At 67.9% G+C, this 14,641-nt stretch carries 17 protein-coding genes; 9 read left to right on the plus strand and 8 right to left on the minus strand.

All coding sequences use genetic code 11. The features are described 5' to 3' along the window. Positions 1 to 147 precede the first annotated feature (147 nt). Positions 148 to 567: a hypothetical protein gene (locus RIE08_10925; GenBank protein ID MEQ8718107.1), complete on the minus strand. Its 420-nt coding sequence runs from the start codon at positions 565 to 567 to the stop codon at positions 148 to 150. A 156-nt stretch (positions 568 to 723) separates the two neighbouring features. Between RIE08_10925 and RIE08_10930 the strand changes: the two genes are divergently transcribed. Then, a complete protein-coding gene (locus RIE08_10930) occupies positions 724 to 1,239 on the plus strand; it encodes an HTH domain-containing protein (protein MEQ8718108.1) in 516 nt (171 codons plus the stop codon). A 23-nt stretch (positions 1,240 to 1,262) separates the two neighbouring features. Here RIE08_10930 and RIE08_10935 read toward each other — a convergent pair whose 3' ends face one another. Further along, on the minus strand, positions 1,263 to 2,357 hold the full coding sequence (locus tag RIE08_10935) for a hypothetical protein (GenBank protein ID MEQ8718109.1): 1,095 nt from the start codon (positions 2,355 to 2,357) through the stop codon (positions 1,263 to 1,265). A 177-nt stretch (positions 2,358 to 2,534) separates the two neighbouring features. Between RIE08_10935 and RIE08_10940 the strand changes: the two genes are divergently transcribed. After that, the gene (locus RIE08_10940) at positions 2,535 to 3,329 is read left to right on the plus strand and encodes a class III extradiol ring-cleavage dioxygenase (protein MEQ8718110.1); all 795 of its coding nucleotides are present in this window, start codon (positions 2,535 to 2,537) and stop codon (positions 3,327 to 3,329) included. Positions 3,330 to 3,680: 351 nt separating this feature from the next. Then, positions 3,681 to 5,156, plus strand: a complete 1,476-nt coding sequence (locus RIE08_10945) for a glycoside hydrolase family 130 protein (protein ID MEQ8718111.1) — start codon at positions 3,681 to 3,683, stop codon at positions 5,154 to 5,156. Positions 5,157 to 5,165: 9 nt separating this feature from the next. Here RIE08_10945 and RIE08_10950 read toward each other — a convergent pair whose 3' ends face one another. Together RIE08_10950 and RIE08_10955 are read right to left on the minus strand one after the other, a co-directional pair. Then, positions 5,166 to 6,203 (minus strand): hypothetical protein, encoded by a 1,038-nt coding sequence (locus RIE08_10950; protein MEQ8718112.1) that lies wholly within the window; start codon positions 6,201 to 6,203, stop codon positions 5,166 to 5,168. Beyond that, positions 6,200 to 7,384 (minus strand): glycosyltransferase, encoded by a 1,185-nt coding sequence (locus RIE08_10955; GenBank protein MEQ8718113.1) that lies wholly within the window; start codon positions 7,382 to 7,384, stop codon positions 6,200 to 6,202. The genes RIE08_10950 and RIE08_10955 overlap by 4 nt, the downstream gene beginning before the upstream one ends. Before the next feature lie 204 nt (positions 7,385 to 7,588). Between RIE08_10955 and RIE08_10960 the strand changes: the two genes are divergently transcribed. Beyond that, entirely contained in the window at positions 7,589 to 8,593 is a 1,005-nt protein-coding gene (locus RIE08_10960; protein MEQ8718114.1) for a glycosyltransferase family 4 protein, read from the plus strand. 32 nt (positions 8,594 to 8,625) lie between these two features. On the opposite strand, the gene RIE08_10965 is transcribed toward RIE08_10960, so the two are convergent. After that, positions 8,626 to 9,108, minus strand: a complete 483-nt coding sequence (locus RIE08_10965; protein ID MEQ8718115.1) for a DUF1772 domain-containing protein — start codon at positions 9,106 to 9,108, stop codon at positions 8,626 to 8,628. Beyond that, on the minus strand, positions 9,105 to 10,004 hold the full coding sequence (locus tag RIE08_10970) for an NAD(P)H-binding protein (GenBank protein MEQ8718116.1): 900 nt from the start codon (positions 10,002 to 10,004) through the stop codon (positions 9,105 to 9,107). The genes RIE08_10965 and RIE08_10970 overlap by 4 nt, the downstream gene beginning before the upstream one ends. Positions 10,005 to 10,049: 45 nt before the next feature. On the opposite strand from RIE08_10970, the gene RIE08_10975 reads away from it, so the two are divergent. Beyond that, positions 10,050 to 10,994, plus strand: coding sequence for an AraC family transcriptional regulator (locus RIE08_10975; GenBank protein MEQ8718117.1), 945 nt, complete (start codon positions 10,050 to 10,052; stop codon positions 10,992 to 10,994). 60 nt (positions 10,995 to 11,054) lie between these two features. Here RIE08_10975 and RIE08_10980 read toward each other — a convergent pair whose 3' ends face one another. Then, the gene (locus RIE08_10980) at positions 11,055 to 11,471 is read right to left on the minus strand and encodes an SRPBCC family protein (GenBank protein MEQ8718118.1); all 417 of its coding nucleotides are present in this window, start codon (positions 11,469 to 11,471) and stop codon (positions 11,055 to 11,057) included. Positions 11,472 to 11,517: 46 nt separating this feature from the next. On the opposite strand from RIE08_10980, the gene RIE08_10985 reads away from it, so the two are divergent. The 4 genes from RIE08_10985 to RIE08_11000 are packed head-to-tail and all read left to right on the plus strand — an operon-like array spanning position 11,518 to position 14,197. Continuing rightward, complete coding sequence (locus tag RIE08_10985; protein ID MEQ8718119.1) at positions 11,518 to 12,033, plus strand: TetR/AcrR family transcriptional regulator; 516 nt, start codon at positions 11,518 to 11,520, stop codon at positions 12,031 to 12,033. Between the two features lie 54 nt (positions 12,034 to 12,087). Next, positions 12,088 to 12,735, plus strand: coding sequence for a helix-turn-helix domain-containing protein (locus RIE08_10990; GenBank protein MEQ8718120.1), 648 nt, complete (start codon positions 12,088 to 12,090; stop codon positions 12,733 to 12,735). 4 nt (positions 12,736 to 12,739) lie between these two features. Continuing rightward, the gene (locus RIE08_10995) at positions 12,740 to 13,504 is read left to right on the plus strand and encodes an SRPBCC domain-containing protein (GenBank protein ID MEQ8718121.1); all 765 of its coding nucleotides are present in this window, start codon (positions 12,740 to 12,742) and stop codon (positions 13,502 to 13,504) included. Positions 13,505 to 13,552: 48 nt separating this feature from the next. Further along, positions 13,553 to 14,197 carry a poly-gamma-glutamate hydrolase family protein gene (locus RIE08_11000; GenBank protein MEQ8718122.1) on the plus strand — a complete coding sequence of 215 codons (645 nt, stop codon included), beginning with the start codon at positions 13,553 to 13,555 and terminating at the stop codon, positions 14,195 to 14,197. On the opposite strand, the gene RIE08_11005 is transcribed toward RIE08_11000, so the two are convergent. Next, positions 14,182 to 14,601 carry a PPOX class F420-dependent oxidoreductase gene (locus RIE08_11005; GenBank protein MEQ8718123.1) on the minus strand — a complete coding sequence of 140 codons (420 nt, stop codon included), beginning with the start codon at positions 14,599 to 14,601 and terminating at the stop codon, positions 14,182 to 14,184. The genes RIE08_11000 and RIE08_11005 overlap by 16 nt on opposite strands. Positions 14,602 to 14,641 lie beyond the last annotated feature (40 nt).

Raw genomic sequence — 14,641 nt, forward strand, 5'->3', positions numbered from 1 at the left:
CAGATGCGGGTCGCGAAGGAAAAGCCGGACCGGCGCCCCCACGCGACATGGAGCGCACCGATGGCGCTGAGAGTGCCGATCGTGAGGCGCGTCGAGACCGTGTGGCCGGGGACGGGTTTGACGCTGATCGGATCGTGTGGGCGCGGCTCAGGGGATGGCGCGCATGCGGTTGTTCCGGGCATTGTGCTCCACCTCGGCGAGGCCGAGGTGCTCGAGTACCGGGGGGACGTAGTTCCCGAACCGGCCCCGATAACCCTTGCGCAGCCCGTACCAGCCGCCAACCGGGTTGTCGGTCGAGCGAGCCCACGCTTCGACCGTGTCGGGCTTCGCCTCCTTCTGCTCATCGGCATTGCCAAGTGCGACCCAATCCCCATTCTCGACGAGCATTGCGTGCAGGTCCTCGATGCAGCTCAGGCGATAACGCAGCGTGGTGGAGCCGACACGGACCACCAGCGCGGGAGGGTCGGAGTTCTCGTCTCGCCAGGCGTCGAACTCGGACTTCCCGGGCGGAGTCGTGAGTATCCAGGGGTCCTCGGGGGTTCCACTTCCCTCGACGTGATCGGGCATCGCTTCCTGCTCCTCGATGGTGTGTCTGCGGGCCGGACGTGACCCGCTGGGAGATCATGAGCGCTGCTTCATGACACCATGTGTCATGAATTACGGGAAACCGTCCGGGGCGGAGTCAAAGCGGGGCGGAGGTGGCCGGTGCGTGCGGGTCGGTTGGTGAATCTCCTGCTCGTCCTCCAGAACGGCGGGCGACACACCGCGGCCGAGCTGGCGGACAGGTTGCAGGTCTGCGAGCGGACCGTGTTGCGCGACATCGAGGTTCTCTCAGGGGCGGGGGTTCCCGTGTACGGGCAGCGCGGTCCGGGCGGGGGGTTCGAGCTGCTGGACACGTTCGAACAGACGGTGCCGCCGCTCCCGCCGGGGTTCGGGTCGCCCCCGGGTCGGCTCCGTCGCGTCCGGGTCCGCCTCTCTCCCGCAGCGTTGCGGTTGGCATCGGTGAGAGGCAGCCCCGAGGGCTGGCGCCAACGGCCCCATGCCGACCCTCCCGCGGATCGCCCCGACTGGGTCGAGGGGTCGTTCCGGTTCGATTCCTACGATTCCGCAGTGCGTGAGCTGATGGCGTTCGGCCCCGAGGTCGAGGTCCTCCTCCCTAGCGAGCTGCGTGCGACGATGGCCCAGGTCGGCCGGCGTATCGCCCGACTCCATCGACAAGCCGGCGACCTCGGGGAATGACGCTCCCTGCGGTGGGCCGATGCTCAGCCCAGGGCCCCCTGGGCGTCGTAGGGGCGGCCGAGCGTTTCGGCCATCCGCCGTCCCGCTTCGATCTGCGCTTCGCTGATCCCGCCGGGTTCGAACGGTCCCCGCGAACCGGCGGCGACGGCAGCATCCGACTTGGCGGTGATGCCGAAATCGCGGCGTACGTCGTCGAGCGGGCGGTGAGCCATCGAGAAATAGTCGAGGGCGATGTAGTCGACGCTGCCTCTGCCGAGCGCTCCCCGCCGAAAGGCGTCGGCGAGCCGCTCGGGCATCCCGTCCTTCGCAAGGTTTCCCTTGTCCGCTTCGAAAAAGCCGGCGGCGGAGGGCAGCAGACCCGTGTGGAAGAGCGTGATGGCCATGCCCAACAGGGCGAACGCCTCGGGATTGTCGCTCGCCCTCGCCATGAAGGCGAAGACCTCGATCTCGGCCTCGAGTCGGCTGCCGTAGTCGGCCAGGACGTGAACCCAGTCGTGTTGGGCGAGCAGCGGCGGAACCGATCCCGGCTCTCCCGGGAAGCGGAAACCCCGCGCCTGATAGAAGTCGTGCACCGCCCGGCCGAGGGTTCCCTTCTCCAGCTCACCGAGGGCCCGCCACTTGGCCAGGAGTTCCGGGCTGTCGACTGTCGAGGACCACGCTCGGACGTGGTCGTCCTCGGACCGCAGAGGCGTGAAGCTGCTGAGGTCGAGACGTGTGATGTACGTCGCACGGTCGATGTCGGCCGCGACGAGCTGGGCCGAGCCCGTGGCGAGGGCACGCGCCTTCTGCAGCGGCGCGGTGTCCAGGTCCAGCTCTGCCGCGAACGACACGATCCGGTCGGCCACGGCGAGGTCCGGGGCCTCGAGGATCATGTGGCCGAGTTCCATCAGCTGCGTCATCTCGGTGCGGAACCTCAGGTCCCGGCCGGCGAGCCCCTCCGCGAACTCGACGGGTCCGAGTGGTTCGAGCTCGGCGACGTCGAGTTCGTATCCGGTCATCGAAGTGGTGATGGCGGTCAGCACCTGGGTCTGCAACTCCGTCAGCCCGCCTTCGGGTTGCATTGCCGTCTTCAGGCCGCGGGTGATGTGAATGACCTCGTCCCGGTCCGGCGGGCCCATGGTCGGGGAACCCGGACCTGGTAGGGGAGTCGGCATGTCAGCGGCGCCCTTCGAGACAGCTCACAGCGACTGATTATCCCCGACGTGGCCGTGCCCCACGCAATCCAAGGGGCCGCCCTGGAGCCAGTGGCGGCCCGTGGAACCGGCCCGCCTCCACGGCTCCCTATCCTCGGTGCCATGACAGGCCGAATTCTCTACATCCCACACGGTGGCGGCCCCCTGCCGCTGATGGGTGAACCATCCCACAACCAGATCGTGAAGTTCCTCCGGGGCGCGCACACGACGTTGGGGCGCCCGAAGGCCATCGTGGTCGTGAGCGCACACTGGGAGTGTTCCGGGCCGACGGTCACGGCCGGCGCGGCGCCACCGCTCATCTACGACTACACGGGTTTTCCGCCCGAGACCTACCGGTTGAAGTACCCGGCACCGGGTGCCCCTGATCTCGCCGACCGGCTCGTGGAACTGCTCGGAGCCGGGGGCTTCGACGCCTCGCTCGACACGGGACGCGGCTTCGACCACGGGATGTTCGTCCCGCTGATGTTGATGTACCCCGACGCCGACATCCCTGTGGTTCAGCTCTCGATGCTGCGAGACCTGGACCCGGCCCGCCACATCGACATGGGCGCCGCCATCGCCTCCGTCGTGGACGACGACGTCCTGATCCTCGGGTCAGGGCTGAGCTTCCACAACATGAACGCCTTCGGGCCCGCCAACCCGGCCAGTGGAGTGGACCACGAGAACGAGGCGTTCGACGCGTGGCTCGAGACGGTCTGCACCGACACGTCGATCGACGAGGACGAGCGTCGCAGCCGGCTCAGTCGGTGGAAGGACGCTCCCTCGGCCCGCTACAACCACCCGCGTGAGGAGCACCTGCTACCGCTACACGTCTGCTACGGAGCGGGCGGGGGACCCGCTACGCGCGCATTCGACGGCAGGGTCCTCGAGAAGAAGGTCGCCGGCTACATCTGGTGATCAGGCGCGCACCGCATCGTCCAGCCTATGGCGGCCAATGTGGTGGCTGGGTTCGCCTCGCCGGAACCCATTAGCCGCTTCCGAAGGTGGATTCGACGTAGGCTGCATCATGGCAAACAAATCGGCTCCATCAGGACAATCCAAGAAGCCCGGCCGTTCGCTCAAAGAAAAGCGAGCCGCGAAGCACGAGAAGCAGGAAGCAAAGACCCAGGCTCACAAGGCCTGGGACAAATAGTTCGACGGATCGCCCCCCGACGAACACCGCTCAATGGGTGATGTCAGCCAGTACGTTGAGCGCGGTCTGCTGATGTCGGTGGACGATCTGATCGGCTGATGCCGGGAGGCCCGCTCATGAACGCTCTCCCCGTCACCCGTTGTGCCGATGTTCGTATTGTTCCCGATGCCCGCAGGGTGATCGTGAAGCCGTTCCTCTCCGGCGACGACGTCGTCGTCGAGGGACGTTCGCGGACCGAAGTCGTCGTCGAGCGGATCATGGCGATGGACGAGTCCGCGGTCCACGCGACGCTGGATGCCGTACTGGTCGACTTCGGCGAGCGACACCGTGACCTTCGGACCGTTCTGGCGTCACACTTCGACACCGTTGCCACCCGCGTTGCCGTCGCTGACGGAGCGTCGTCCGAGAGACGCCTCCTGATCGGGGCCTACTTCTCCCACGAGTACTCGATCGAAGCGGCTGCGCTCGGCAACCCCTCGATGGTGCTCGCGCCGGACCAGGAAGATCTCGGTGACGCCAGCGCCCGGTTCGTGATGAGTCTGCGCGCCGTCGGCGAAGGTCATCTCTCGTCCATCGAGTTCCGCACCGGCCTCATCGGCCGCGACCTGACCGTGAGCCTCGACCCCCCGACGCGCTATGCCACAACGGGGCGGAGGGCGGGCGTCGTCTACGACAAGGCGTTCTTCGAGGCGAAGCTCGGCGAACTCGGCGTCCTCAACCAACTGGCACGCACCGTGCTCGGGAGTCTCCCCGACGACTTCACCAACCAGGAGCTCGATGCCGCCCTTCACCCTTCGACCGAGCATGCCGCCGAGCGCATTCTTTCGGCTGAGACGACCCACGTCTTCGAGTGGCTTGCATCGTCGAACTACCGGGTGGATTTCGCACCCGATAGTGAGATCTCCGAGCGGGTCATTTTCCCGAGTGGTCCCACCGAGAGCCAGGGCATGGAAGATGTCAGACTCGTCAGGTTCATTCGCGACGACGGGACGGTCGTCTACTACGGGACGTACACGGCTTTCGATGGTCATCAGATCCTTCCCCAGCTCCTCGAGACGACGGACTTCGTCAGCTACCGGGTCGCAACGCTGAGTGGAGCGTGCGCCCGCAACAAGGGCATCGCCCTCTTCCCGCGGATGGTCGACGGTCAGTTCATGGCGCTCGGGCGTCATGACAACATGAACAACTACGTGATGCGGTCACCGGACGTGAGGGTGTGGAGTGACGCCGAGAGGATCCAGGAGCCGCAGCTGCCGTGGGAGCTCATCCAGCTCGGCAATTGCGGGTCACCGCTCGAGACCGAGGCCGGGTGGCTCGTGGTCACCCACGGTGTCGGCCCGTTCCGTCGCTACAGCCTCGGCGCGATTCTGCTCGACATCGACGACCCGGCTCGTCTGGTCGGACAGCTCGATGAGCCGTTGCTGGCTCCAGAAGCGAGCGAACGCGAGGGGTATGTGCCCAACGTCGTGTACTCCTGCGGAAGCATGCTCGTCGACGGACATCTCGTTCTGCCCTACGGCTTCGCCGACGTGGGAGCCGGCATCGCCACGGTCAACCTCGACGAACTGCTCACCCGCCTGACGTCGCGGTAGGTATCGCCGTTAGGCGAAGAGAGAGCTTGCCCGGGCATGACCGTTCGTCGTCACGAGATGCCGGGCGTGTTGACGCACCGACACCAGCGCGAGCGTCGACTCGGCGCCCTGGTTCATGTTCGGGCCGGAGGTATGGAGTCCGTCGTAGCCGCCGCCGGTTTCCGAGTCCCACATCGCAATGCCGGCGTCGTTGTCGCCGGCGAACCACTCCGCGGCCATCTCGATGCCCCGGAGCCATTCGGCGTCGTCGGTGACCAGATAGGCGCGGTGGCATGCGTCGGCCATGGCCGCGACCTCGATGGGCTGCTGGTCGAACGCCGGCGGGGTGTCCGCCGGTCCTGCGCCGTCGACCGGGGTGGGGGAGAGGTGGGAGCCGACGGTTTCGCGATCGAGCAGCCAGCGGAGCATCGTGATGCCGTCCCCGGTCACCTCCGGGCGGCCGAGGAGGTCACCGGCCGCCATCAGCGCTTCGGCCAGGGCCGCGTTCGCGTAGGCCAGCCGCTCCTCGGGCCACGGCCAGTCCCGGTTCGACGCGGGGCGTCCGATGGTCGTGACGGCATCGTTGAGAAGCAGGCGGGCGCCCCGGTGGGTCGGATGAGCCGTTGCGACGTCGACCGCGCCGAGCGCAGCGAACGCCATCGCCCGCGGCGACGGGGACCGTTGTTGGATTCCGTGGCCGAAGTAGGCCAGGCAGCTCTGGCGCATCCACTCCTCGGGAGCGAGGCGCGCTGCGGTACCGAACGCCCAGAGGCTGCGCCCCCAGCAGTCGTCGACCGAGTGCCCGCCGCTCCAACGTCCCCGGGCACTTCGTCGATTGCGGATCTTCCCGTCGACACGCTGGGCTCCGGCGAGGAACTTGATCGCAGTGCGGGCGAGTTCGCGCACCGGTCGGTCCGGTTCGCTCTCGCGCGAGATGACGACGAGCAGCCGGGCCATGTCATCGGTGCAGTAGCCGTGCTCGGGTCGGGCGACGGCGAGCTCAGCGTGCTCGAACAGTCCGATGTCGTCGCTCATCGACAGCAGATGGTCGAACATCGACACGGTCACGGCCGCACCGCCCCACGCTCGGCGAGGAGACGTTCCGCGAGGTCGTCGTAGCGGGTGGCGACGGCTGTCCAGGCGAGCCCGGGAGCCAGTCTCCGCGCCTCGGCGGACATCGACGCCGCGAGGCCGGGTCTTGTGAGAACCGACCGCAGCGCGCCCGCGAGGGCTGCGGAGTCGCACTGGGGTACTACGAGACCCGCGCCGGTCCCGAGCAACTCCACGGCGTGGGGGAACGCTGTCGACACGACGGGTCGACCGGCTGCGACCGCGTCGACGAGGACGCCGGAGGTGACCTGGTCGGTCGAGTCGTAGGGGAGGACCACAACGTCGGCGGATCGGATGAGGTCCGTCAGCGAAGCGAGATCCCGATAGGCGTCGTCGAAGGAGATGTGTGCCGCCGCTGCTGAGGACGCAGCGCGATCGGCGAGCATCCGCCGGTAGGACTCACCCGCGTGCGCAAGCACCTTGGGGTGAGTCGCACCTGCGATGACGTACTCGGGGTGTGGCCGGAGATCGCTGAGTCGGGCGACCGCGTCGATGGCCCACTCGATGCCCTTCCCCGGCCCGAGCAGCCCCCAGGTCAACAGGCGCGGCGCGTGCCGCTCGAGATGGGTCAGATCCATCTCCCCCGTGGCCGGAGGTGTCGCCGCCCCATGGGGGATCACGGTGACCTTCGCGGCGGGGACGTCGAACCCCGCAACGAGACGCGCGCTGGCGGTCTCGGTCATCACGACGACGGCATCGGCGCGGTTGCAGATCCGTTCGAGCACGGCCTTCTGGTTCTCCGAAGGCCTGCTCGGCACCGTGTGGGCGACGAGGATCAGAGGGACCACGATGCTCTCCGCGAGGGGTACGACATCGGCACCGTCGGGGCCTCCGTAGAGGCCGAACTCGTGCTGGATGATCGCCACATCGGTCTGGTTGAGTACGTCGAGAGCCGGCGGAAGTCCAGCCGTGTCGTCCGGGTCGATGGTGCCGAGCACCGATGCGTCCTCGAAGGTCGGCACCGGGCCACATCGCACGACATCGACGGTGCCACCGTTCGCGATGAGGCCTGCCGTGAGCGCGGCAGCGAACGTTGCTATCCCACACTCGGTGGGTGGGAACGTCGACAACATCGAGAAGCTGCGGGTTGTGTCGTCGCCGCTCTCAGGAGTGGGACGGGCAGGCAGGGATCTGTGCATGACTGAGCTCCAAGGTCAGCTCGGTCGAGGCGACAGGCCTGCGGAGGGCGACGAAACCGGTACTGGCCGTCCAGCCCAAGCGGGGCGTCTGTTCCAAGAGGTACCGCAATAGTCTACGCCTTTCTCCACCCGATGGGTAGGGGTGCGGGTAGCGTCGTCGGTGTCGCCGACTCACGAATTGCCACCACCCATCCGGTGTTGAGAGTGGCCGTCATCGCTCCGGTCTCGTGGCGGACGCCGCCACGTCACTACGGCCCCTGGGAACTCTTCGCGTCCCTGCTCACGGAGGGCCTCGTCGCACGGGGCCATGACGTGACGTTGTTCGCCACCTCGGATTCGGTGACCGCCGCCCGGCTCCGTGCGACATCGCCCACGGGCTGGTCCGAAGACGAGGGGATCGACCCGAAGGTCGCGGAGTGTGTGCACATCGCCGACGTGTTCGAGCACGCCGGAGACTTCGACATCATCCACAACGGCTTCGACTTCCTGCCGCTCACCTACAGCGGCCTCGTCGACACCCCCGTCGTGACCACGATCCACGGGTTCTCCTCGGAGCGCATCGTTCCCGTGTACGAGCGCTACGACCCGACCACCACGTATGTGGCGATCAGCGACGCCGACCGCCATCCGCGCCTGAACTACGCAGCCACCATCCACCACGGAATCGACGTGGGGGCCTTTGCCGTGCACCCGGATCCCGGTGGGCACCTGCTCTTCTTCGGGCGGATCCATCCCGACAAGGGCACTGCGAACGCAATCTCTGTGGCACGCCTCGCCGGCCGGCCGCTGGTCATCGCGGGCATCGTCCAGGACGAGCGGTACTTCACCGAAGAGGTCGAACCCCACCTCGACGGTGATCGGGTTCGGTTCATCGGCTCCGTCGGCCCCGCTGAGCGCAGCGAGGTCCTCGGCGGAGCCCACGGTCTGCTCCACCTCATCGACTTCGACGAGCCGTTCGGCTTCAGCGTGGTCGAGGCGATGGCGTGTGGGACCCCGGTGATCGCCTACGCACGTGGCTCGATGCCCGAGCTGATCGAGAACGGCCGCGACGGCTTCCTGGTGACCGGGGAGGCCGGGGCGACGGCTGCCGTGGATCGTGTCGCCGACCTGGATCGCTCTGCAATCCGCGCCCGCGCCGTCGAACGGTTCAGCGCTTCCACGATGGTCGACCGCTACATCGCCGTGTACCGGCGGGTCCTCGAGGGGTAGGTCCCGCCGGTACCGGCGACGTCTGATCGGCATCAGTCGAGTTGCAGCGAGACCGACAGCAGGACGGCTGAGACGAGGGGAGCGACAGTGCGGACGTGGTTCATCGCCACCCACTCCCGCAGGTAGGTGCCCCAGTACGCAACCCCCTCCGCGCCGACCGGATCGACGGCGTCGAGCAGGTCGTTGCGGGGGACGTGGTAGCCGATGGTCAGCAACACCACGCCGACGAGGTAGATGCCCGCAGCCGCGAGGTGGTACTTCGCCGCCGGGTCGTCGAGGTTCAGGGCCGCCCGCACCCCCAGCACGGCCAGGGCTGCGCCGGTTCCGAACAACAGGATCATGAACAGCGGCGAGGGTGCCTCGCGGTTGATGGACTGCATGGCGCTCGCTCCCTGGGAGGGGGGAAGGCGCTTCAGTCCGTTCATCGTGAAGGTCGAGAAGGTGAAGAAAGTGCCGGCGGCGGTCGCCGCTCCGACGGCGCAGACGATCGTCAGTGTGCGCAGCAGCGGACTCATGACGGGACCCCGGCACGGTCCCAGACGCCGGTCGCGGCGGCGTCGCGGGCGTAGTCGGCGAAGTCACGGGGTTCACGCCCAAGTGCCTGCATCACCCCGTCGGTCAGGTGGGAGTTGCGTCCGTCGAGGACCTCGGCGAACAGTTCGGCGATGGGGACGGCCTCGCCCTCGGGGAATCCCGCGGCTATCAGCTCCGCGGTGAACTCCGCGGTGCTCAACGGCACGCGACGGACCTCATGGCCGAGCACGGCGGAGAGCTCCGTGGCGACGTCGCCGAAGCTCATCAATCGCGGTCCGGTCAGCTCGTAGAGCTGTCCGATGTGACGCTCGTCGGTGAGTGCGGCGACGACGACGTCTGCGATGTCATCCGCGTCGAGGAACGGTTCGACCGTCTGGCCGCCGGGGACGGCGAGGACGCCGGCGCGGATGGCGTCGGCGAACGCCTCGTCGAAGTTCTGGTTGAAGAAGGCGCACCGCACCAGTGTCCAGTCGGCGCCGGAGTCCTGCACGCGCTGTTCAGCGAGGCGGGCTCCTTCCTCGCCGCGTCCCGACAACAGGACGAGGCGGCGCACGTCGTGCGCCACCGCCAACTCGGCAAAGGCTCCGACGACGTCGGCCGCGCCGGGAAGGGCGAGGTCGGGGTAGTAGGTGATGTAGGCGGCGTCGGCGCCGGTCAGCGCAGGTGTCCACGTCGTGCGGTCGTTCCAGTCGAAGTGGACTTCGCCCGAGCGGGAAGCAGCTCGAACCGTGGAGCCGACGACGGACATACGCTCGGCGACGCGGCGCCCGGTCTTGCCGGTGGCGCCGATCACCACGGTGGTGGTCGGAGTGGTTGTGGTGGTCTGTCTCGTGTTCATCATGAGGGCATCTTCCGACGGATCGATGAGACGCTCCATGGGTCAGACGATCAGATACATACGTGATCGTCTACAGTCTCGTTGATGGACGAACTGGTCGGACTTCTGGATGGACCCCGGGCCCGCAGCGCCTTCCTGCTGCGATGTGTGATGAGCCCTCCGTGGTCGCTCAGAGTGATGGACGAAGCTCCACTGACCGTGATGGCGATCGCGTCGGGTTCGGCGTGGATCGTCCCCGACGAGGGTGATCCGGTCCGTCTGGGGATGGGCGACGTCGCGGTGGCCCGCGGCCCCGGCCACTACATCGTCGCCGATCACCCGGGGACCCCACCCGACGTCGAGATCCTCGCGGACCAGGTCTGTGTCACGCCGAATGGCCGTCCCATGGCCGAGGCGATGAGCCTCGGTGTGCGGTCGTGGGGCAACGACCCCGAAGGTGACGACGTCATGATCGTGGGGACCTACGAGTCCATGGGAGACGTAAGCCACCAGCTCATGCGGGCACTTCCGCCGGTGCTCTCCCTCGCTGCCGACGACTGGGACTGCCCACTCGTGCCCTTGCTGTGCGAAGAGGTGGTCCGTGACGCAGCGGGCCAGGGAGCGGTGCTCGACCGGCTGTTGGACCTGGTGCTCATCGCCGCGCTCCGAGCCTGGTTCGCCCGTCCCGAGGCCGAGCCGCCGGCGTGGTATCAGGCCCAGAGTGATCCGACCATCGGGCACGCCCTGCGACTCATGGACAACAACCCGTCGCATCCCTGGACGGTCGCGAACCTCGCGAGAGAGATCGGCATGTCGCGTGCCGCATTCGCACGCCGGTTCAACGATTTGGTGGGGGAGCCGCCGATGACCTATCTGACGAACACGAGGCTCGCGCTCGCCGCCGATCTCCTGCATGAGCCCAGGGCCACCGTCGGATCCGTGGCCGCTGCGGTGGGCTACAGCACCCCGTTCTCACTCAGCGCGGCCTTCAAGCGCGTGCGCGGCGTGACCCCCACCGAGCACCGCTCACTGGTGACGTCGCCCCTCTGAGGGCTGTCGACCCGAGTCGAGGTCGCGCGGTGACCTGACGGGGGAGGGGGGGGGGGAGGGTCAGCTCTCCGCCGCGGTCTTGAATCCCTCGTTCTCGGTGCGGATGGCACTCAGGATCGGGCGCCGCACGAGGCGGCCGACGATGCCCGAGAGCGGACCCTCGATGTCGACGATGAGCGTGTTGGTCGTGGTCGACCCGGCGGGACGCAGTTCGTGGGTGGCCGTCATCTTCGTACCCATCGCCCTCGTGGACCAGGCGAATCGCTCCTCGGCCTGTAGTTCGCTGACCGTCCAGACCCGGGCTGCCTGGCCAGGTTGTTTGATCCTGACCTTCGATCCCACGTCGAACTCGTCGGTGTCGAGTCGTTGGACGCTGGTCATCGTCGGCGTGTGTTCGGGCCACGACTCGACGTCGAGGGTGAGTCCCCAGACGCGGTCGAGCGGGGCGTCGATGTCGATGCTGTGTTCGAGTCTCATGGCCAAGAGTGTACCAACTGGTACAGACTTCGTCTACACTTGCGGCATGCCTGATGCGCGCGACGACCTCCTCGACCGGATTCTCACGGAGGCCACAACCAACGGACTCGCCGATCGAAGCCTGCGTGACCTCGCGGCGGCGGTCGGGTCGAGTCACCGGATGCTGCACTACCACTTCGGCTCGCGCGCCGGCCTCGTCGGGGCGCTGGTACAGAGGGTGGAATCCGCCCAGCGGGAGCTGCTCGTGGAGTTGGCGGCCGAGGCGGATGGTGTGGCCGATCTGGTCATGACGCTGTGGTACCGGACCGCCGCGCCCGAGATGCTCCCTTTCGTGCGCCTCTTCTTCGAGTGTGTTGCCGCCACCGGTGGGGAGGGACTGACCGAGCCGTGGATGGACGTTGCTGCAGAGGTCGCCGAGATGATCGGTGTCGAGTTGGATGCGGACGAGCTACGGCTCGCTGTTGCGGTGAGCCGCGGGCTGCTGATCGACGTCCTGGCGACCGGAGACGCCACCGCCGCCACCCGTTCGATGCGGCGCTTCGTCGCCCTGTGGGGTGTGTGAGCAGGCCCGCGACAGCTATTGACAAGAAGAACTGTCAATAGCACCATCGGGCCTGTGCGAGAAACGGATCTGCTCGTCCAGGACGTGCCCGAAGCGCAGGTGCCCGATCTGGAGGTGATCGACGACGCCGCGGTCGCCATGGCTGCGCTGTCCCCCGTGCGCGCCCGGATCCTCGCGGTCCTGTCCCAGCCCGGCTCCGCGACGACGGTGGCCCGACGTCTCGGGGAGTCGCGCCAGAAGGTCAACTACCACCTCGGGGCACTCGAAGAACACGGCCTCGTCCGCCTGGTCGAGGAGCGTCAGCGCCGCGGCTTGACCGAGCGCATCATGGTGGCCTCGGCCAGCTCCTACGTCGTATCGGCCGAGGCCCTCGGTGCCACAGCGGCAGACCCCGTGCACACCGACCGGCTCTCCACTCGCTATCTGGTCGCCGTCGCCGCCCGGCTCATCCGGGAGGTGGGACGCCTCGCCCGCGAGGCCGACGCCGCCGGGCAGCGGCTGTCGACGCTCACGATCGAGACGGAGATCCGCTTCGCCTCGCCCGCCGCCAGGGCGTCGTTCGCCGAAGACCTCGCCGACGCGGTGGGCGCACTCGCGGCGCGCTATCACGCCGGGGACGCACCCGAGGGCAGGACCCACCGCCTCGTCGTCGCGGCCCACCCGATTCCGACAGATGATCCGACACCCGGTGAGGAGCCGTGAACCCATGACCGATGACCCCCGTTCGATCGAAGTCGAGATCGAGGTGGCCGGGACCCCCGAAGAGGTATGGCGTGCGATCGCCACGGGCCCCGGCATCTCCTCGTGGTACGTGCCCCACACGGTGGAGGAACGTGACGGCGGGGTGCTGTCCGCGTCGTTCGGTCCGGGCATGGACGTCACGGGCCGCGTGGCGTCGTGGGATCCTCCGCGCCGCGTCGTGTTCGACAGTGCCGAAGACACCGGTGGCATGGCATTCGAATGGACGATCGAGGCACGTGACGGCGGGACGTGTGTGGTCCGACTGGTCAATTCCGGATTCGGCCACGGCGAGGAGTGGGACGCCCGCTACGACGGGATGGCCGAGGGGTGGCTGCTGTTCCTCGAGAACCTGCGACTCCATCTCGCACACTTCGCCGGCCAGAACGGGACGGCCACCCTGCCGATGGCCATGTGGGACATGTCCAGGGAGAAGGCCTGGACGACGCTGCTCGCTGCGCTCGGGCTCTCGGCGGCCCCCGCCGTGGGGCAGCGGATCACCACGGAAGGCTCGGGGGCGCCGGCTCTGGCGGGGACCGTCACGAGGGTGTGTGCCACCGGAGCGTCGCTCCTGCTCGAGCAGCCGTTCCCCGGCACCGGCTTCATCGCCGCCGAGGGGTACGGCGAACAGGCGGGCGTATCGGTGTGGTGCTACCTCTACGGCGCCGAGGCTGCCGCTGTCGCCGCACGGGAAGAGGAACTGTGGGCCGCGTGGCTGACCGAGGCCGGCTGAGCGCCGCCCGGCTCTCGGCTGAGGCGGGGTGGCCCCTACCCTGAGCACGTGTTGTCATCCCTGCTCGCCCGCCCCGACGTGACCGAGGAGTGCGAGCTCCGATCGACCTTCGGTTTCATGGCGTACCACGGTGGGACGCTCGAGAAGGCCACCGATGCCATCGCCCGCGACGCAGCGGCGCGCAGCGGATCGTCGTTCTACGGGATCGTGCAGTGCGATCCCGAGCCGCTCCATGTTCCTTCGACCGCGATCGAACCCTCCCAGAGCGCGGCGATGACGGCCTTTCTCGACCACGTCGACGTCGTCGTGACCGTCCACGGCTACGGCCGCGACGAACTACGCCACACGGTGCTCGTCGGGGGGACCCATGCCGGGCTGCGTGACCACCTGGTTGCAACGCTGGGGCCAAGCCTCGACGGCTACCGGTTCCTCACCGAGCCCGAGGAGATCCCTCGCGGACTCGCGGGGCGTCACCCCGACAATCCCGTCAACCGGCCGGCGGAGGGAGGCGTGCAACTCGAATTGCCCCCGACGCTGCGTTGGCACTACGAGCGCCACGGCTGGTCCGACGATCCCGGGGTTGGACGCGCCCCTCAGGTCGAAGTGCTCGTAGCCGGACTCACGGCGGCGGTGGGGTCCTGGGCCGAGGCGGACCCGACGGTCGTCGCCGCGACCACTCAGCCGTTGATCTGACCGACGACCTTCGTCGGCGTGAACGTCACGATGAGGCGACCCTCGTCGATCATCGCCTGCCGGTACTCGTCCCAGTCCGGGTGCTCGCCGCTCACGGCCCGGTAATACGCGACGAGGGCTTCAGCGGTGTCGTCGTCGGGGCTGGTGGTGACGGGGGAGAGCTCGACGGTCCCGTCGAAGGAGAGGTACGTCCAACCCGCGGGGTTCGAGAGGTGCACCACCACGCGTGGATCCCGCTGCATGTTGCGGGTCTTGGCACGACCATCGGTCACCGAAATGTGCAACACATCGCCGTCGACGGTGTACGCGATGTCCGAGGACTGTGGCCTCCCGTCGGAACGGATCGTGATCAGCGTGGCCGTCCGGCCCTTCGCGGCGTACTCGAGAGCGGTCGAGAGGTCCATGACGGGTCTCCGTGGGAGTGAGGGGGGGCAACGACACGAC

The sequence above is a fragment of the Acidimicrobiales bacterium genome, assembly GCA_040219085.1.
Classification (GTDB): Bacteria; Actinomycetota; Acidimicrobiia; order Acidimicrobiales; family JAVJTC01; genus JAVJTC01.